This window comes from Candidatus Dormiibacterota bacterium (genome assembly GCA_035536395.1).
Taxonomy (GTDB): domain Bacteria; phylum Patescibacteriota; class Saccharimonadia; order UBA4664; family DATLOE01; genus DATLOE01.
Map to the genome: position 1 here is coordinate 1 of DATLOE010000008.1, position 4,485 is coordinate 4,485.

The 4,485-nt window shown below is 51.0% G+C and carries 6 protein-coding genes; 5 read left to right on the forward strand and 1 reads right to left on the reverse strand.

What is annotated here, in order from left to right; all coding sequences use genetic code 11:
* Positions 1–842, forward strand: an 842-nt coding sequence (locus VNA68_01685) for a HAMP domain-containing sensor histidine kinase (protein HVE80830.1), incomplete at its 5' end; no start/stop codon positions are given.
* Between the two features lie 34 nt (positions 843–876).
* Positions 877–1,311: a response regulator gene (locus tag VNA68_01690; GenBank protein HVE80831.1), complete on the forward strand. Its 435-nt coding sequence runs from the start codon at positions 877–879 to the stop codon at positions 1,309–1,311.
* 73 nt (positions 1,312–1,384) lie between these two features.
* Here VNA68_01690 and VNA68_01695 read toward each other — a convergent pair whose 3' ends face one another.
* Positions 1,385–2,470: a polysaccharide deacetylase family protein gene (locus VNA68_01695; GenBank protein ID HVE80832.1), complete on the reverse strand. Its 1,086-nt coding sequence runs from the start codon at positions 2,468–2,470 to the stop codon at positions 1,385–1,387.
* A 74-nt stretch (positions 2,471–2,544) separates the two neighbouring features.
* Between VNA68_01695 and VNA68_01700 the strand changes: the two genes are divergently transcribed.
* The 3 genes from VNA68_01700 to VNA68_01710 all read left to right on the forward strand — a co-directional run.
* Positions 2,545–3,051, forward strand: coding sequence for a GGDEF domain-containing protein (locus tag VNA68_01700; GenBank protein HVE80833.1), 507 nt, complete (start codon positions 2,545–2,547; stop codon positions 3,049–3,051).
* A gap of 30 nt (positions 3,052–3,081) precedes the next feature.
* On the forward strand, positions 3,082–3,633 hold the full coding sequence (locus VNA68_01705) for an AIR carboxylase family protein (GenBank protein ID HVE80834.1): 552 nt from the start codon (positions 3,082–3,084) through the stop codon (positions 3,631–3,633).
* A 2-nt stretch (positions 3,634–3,635) separates the two neighbouring features.
* The coding region (locus VNA68_01710; GenBank protein ID HVE80835.1) for a phosphoribosylaminoimidazolesuccinocarboxamide synthase at positions 3,636–4,485 on the forward strand (850 nt) is incomplete at its 3' end.

Genomic DNA, 4,485 nt, shown 5'->3' on the forward strand with positions numbered 1-4,485 from the left:
GGCAGCTGTCTGACTTTCAAACCAGCCTCCTCGAGCGCCTAACCGGTGCTATTGGTGTAGCCATAGATAACACCCTGCTGTACGAGGGTATACAGGATGCCACCAAACGCCTAAAGACCGCTAACCGGCACCTAAAAGAACTAGACCAAGCAAAAGACGAGTTTATCTCTATGGCCTCACATCAGCTGCGCACACCACTCACAACCGTGAAAGGCTATATCTCGATGATGCTCGACGGCGACGTGGGTAAGGTGGGTAAGGACCAGAAAGAGTTTTTAGAATACGCCTATGGCGGTGCTCAGCGCATGGTGCACCTTATTTCTGATCTTTTGAATATCTCACGCATGGAAGCCGGGCGGTTCATGATAGAACGGACGGCTGTAGACCTGCAGAAAATGGCCCAAGAAGAAACAACTCAACTGCAGACCCATGCTAAAGAAAAGGGCCTAAAGCTCGAATTCATCCCTCCGGCCAAACCTCTGCCTACACTGAATGTGGATGAAGATAAAACCCGCCAGGTAGTAATGAATTTTATAGATAACGCCCTATACTACACCAAAAAAGGCCGCATAACGGTTACCCTAGAGCGTGCGGGTGACCAGGCTGTGCTAAAAGTGCAAGATACTGGCATCGGCGTGCCAAAAGCCGACCAAGCCAAACTGTTTAAGAAGTTTTTTCGAGCCGAAAACGCCCACAAAGTGCGCCCCGATGGCACCGGCCTGGGCCTGTATTTGGCCAAGCGAGTGATTGCAGATCAAGGAGGTACCTTAATTTTTGAGAGCGCGGAAGGCAAGGGCAGTACCTTTGGCTTTAAGCTGCCTCTAGACCAGAATAAGCAATGAGTTATACTATGACCAAATACAGGAGAATGCAGTAATGGCAAGAGTTACAGATCCGGAGGAATCCCAGGCCCGCCCGGCGCCCGCATCCAAAAACGGTAAAAAAATTTTTATTGCCGAAGACGATCCGTTTATTTCCAGAATGTACAACACCAAGCTAAGTAGCGCCGGCTATGAGGTGTCTACAGCCAGTAACGGCCGCGATGCGTTTGAGAAGATTAAAGTTATTCGTCCGCATTTAGTGATGATCGATCTGAATATGCCGGAACTGTCTGGCTTTGAAGTGCTGACAGCGCTTAAGGGCAGCGGCTTTGATTTTAAGGCGACTAAAGTGGTGATTTTGACCAACTCGGCTCAGCCCGGGGACCAGCAGAAGGCGCAGGCTCTAGGTTTTGATTACCTAATTAAGGCCGATCTGACTCCTCGCAATGTGCTTGATTATATTAATTCCAAGCTCGGCGTTAAACAGTAGTTAGTTTATGGTGTACGGTCTGCAGTAGACCGTAATGACATAAATTGGTATCTGAAAACTGAAACTTCTGCCGTTACGGCAAGGAGTAGGCGTCTCGCACCCGGTATAAGGTATGCAGCGTGTCGCGCGCGTGGACACTGCCTGGTATGGTGCTAACGGCTGTAATAAACCCGGCTTCTTTTACTATTTGAATCGTCTCACCCGTGAACGAGCCGTATGGGTAGGCAAAGTGGTAAATAGGGTGCCCTAGCTCCAGCTCAATTCCGGCCTTACTGCCGTTAATTTGAGCGCGCTGCTGCTCGGCCGAAAGCCCGGCTAAATTGGCATGGTCAATAGTATGGGCGCCTATTGTTATAAGCCCGCTTTTATCCAGTTCTCGTACCTGGTTCCAGTTAAGGTAGGCATCTCCGCAGCCGCCGGAGGGCTGGGCCGGATCGTTATAGCGCCGCCCGCTGCCGATGCACCACTGGCTGCCTTCGCCGCCATTTACGATATAAAATGTGGCTGACATCTGGTACTTTTTCAGCAATTCAAAAGCCACCACTTGGTCGGCAAAGCCGTCATCGAAGGTAATAATGGCCGGTTTGCCCGGCAACGGCAGGCCAGCCTTAAGGGCTGCGGCTAGGCGATCGGGAGTAATAGTGGTGTAGCCTTTTTGGCGTAGTGTCAAAAGCTGCTGTTCAAAATCTGTTGGGGTATGGTGGTACATCAAAATCGGTATTACGGCTTCGTGCAAGGAAGAGTTATTTACGGGATGTTTTAGGGCTACCTCTCTTGCCAGCTGCTCCTGCCAGACTGCTAGCTGCCTGCGGGTATCTTTAATCTGCCTGTCAGCCAGCTGCCGCTCACCGGAATTAATATTTATCTGAATATCAGTAATTTTTTCATCAATATAACGGTTGGTAACTATATAGCGGGCGTTATACTTCCTTTTGGTCCGTTTAAACTCATCTAGTTCACGGCTAAGCCGTCCGAACTCAATACGTAGGGGGTCGCGGCTAATTGTCTGCTCATTTAGTTCCCTGCCGGGGGCAGCCAGGCTGATTAGACCGATGACCGCCGCAAGGGCCAGCAGCCCATACAGTAGGTGGAGCCGGTGCCAGCGCCTTAGCTTGTTCAGGTATTTACTCCAGGGAATATGTTTTTGGGTTTTTGCCATAAAGACAGTTTAAAGTTACAGGGTAAAAAAGCAAACTGCTTACAGTTGCGGTATTATATATTACAGGCAAGACAATGAAGGAAAAAATACTTAAAGTAAGGAAAAAAATCGCTCACGCCGTGTACCCAGAGGGTACGGAAGAAAAGCGGCTTTTGCATAGGCGGTTGGAGATAGATCATTTGACAGGCCTGGCTAACCGCAAGGCACTGGATAAAGCTCTGCCTGAGGCCGAGAAGAACCCGCATGTGGCAATAGTGGCGGTAGATGTAAATAATTTCGGGCAGGTTAATAAAGTAATTGGCCACGAGGAGGGCGATAGAGTACTTGTTAGAATCGCCCATGTTATCAGAGACGCGGCAGAGGAGTTCGGCTACGGTGAGCGCACATTTAGGCGCGGGGGCGATGAGTTTGTAGTGTTGGCTTCGGCTAAGCTTGCGCCGATCATTGCTACGACGGTTGTAAAACGATTTGGTACTCAGCAATTTGAAGATGTGGAGGTCTCTTTAGCAGCTGGCGTAGGCGCAACCTTTTGTGATGCAGACGCGCAGCTAAGGCATATCAAGGCCGTTACAAAATCTTAGCCGTTTTCTTAGGTTGTTAAAAGGTGTAGAATGTTTGCCAGGCGGGTTTTTCTGCCTTTTTTGTTCCTCGACAACTTGGAGGGTAATTTGTTCCAAGTCTGTATAGTTATGGGTAGCAAGAGTGATCTTGATCTTGTAAGGTCATCAGGGATGACCGACATACTGGATCGAGTCTTTGAAGGATCCTCCTATGAGTACTCAGTGTCGGTCTGTTCGGCCCATCGCAACTTGATGGCGCTGGAGGATTTTGCTCGAGGGGCCTGCCAGGATGGAGCCAAGGTATTCATCGGCATTGCCGGTATGGCTGCCGCTCTTCCAGGTGCTCTAGCTGGCTGCACATTAATGGCCAAGCCGGTCATCGCGGTGCCGCTAGATGAGCACGGTATAGATTCGTGCATTTACATGCCACCGGGCGTACCGGTGCTCACGGCCGGTGTGGGTAAGCCGGGGCTAAAGAACGCGGCCATTGCTGCTTGCCAGATTCTGGCTATTGGCGATCACGACCTTGAACTTTCTCTGATGCGGTACATATCCAAAAACAACAAACAAGCGGAGTTCAACATCGACCTCAAGGAGAGTTGAATATGATGCAAGGTGCTGTTTTAACAGAAGGTAAGACCAAGGTGATCAGACAGGATTCAGAGAATCCTGGCGAGGTACTGATTGAGAGCAAGGACGATATTACAGCCGGTGATGGTGTGAAGCGCGACCAGCTAGAAGGTAAGGCAAGGGCATCTACGGTTACTACTTCCAATTGTTTCGAACTGCTCGAGGCCCATGGGATTCCGACTCACTTTCGAGGTCAGCTCGACGAATGGACATTCCGTGCCCGCAATGTCGAGATGATCCCACTAGAGCTGGTGGCTCGTCGCATTGCGACCGGTTCTTACCTCAAGCGCCGCCCGGATGTGGTCGAAGGCACCATCTTCCCGGACGTGATGGTTGAATTCTTCGAGAAGGATGACCCCAATCACGATCCGCTGCTGGTGCTCGATCTTGCCAGTCGTCGTTTGCTACGGTTCGTGGCCAGTAAGCCGCTTGCTGAGGGCTTCATGGCTGAACAGTCACTGGCCGAAAGCCAGTTCGCTGACTTGACTGGTCCGATGATCCTGACACTTATCGAGATCACCGAGCATGTCTTTACGACGCTTGAAGAGGCTTGGGCGCAGCAGGACGTCGCCCTCGTCGATCTCAAGATCGAATGCGGCAGGGATGCCGAGACGGGCGAGTTGGTAGTGGCCGATGTGATCGATAACGATTCCTGGCGCATCTGGCCGGGCGGCGACAAGAGTGCGATGAAAGACAAGCAGGTCTACCGCGATCTGGCCGATACCGATGACCCGAAGGCCAAGGCCAAGGAGCTCGGCAAGATCAAGGAAAACTACCAATGGGTGGCAGAGGCTACGGGTGCTTTCGCAGGAGCCCGGTCTTCGT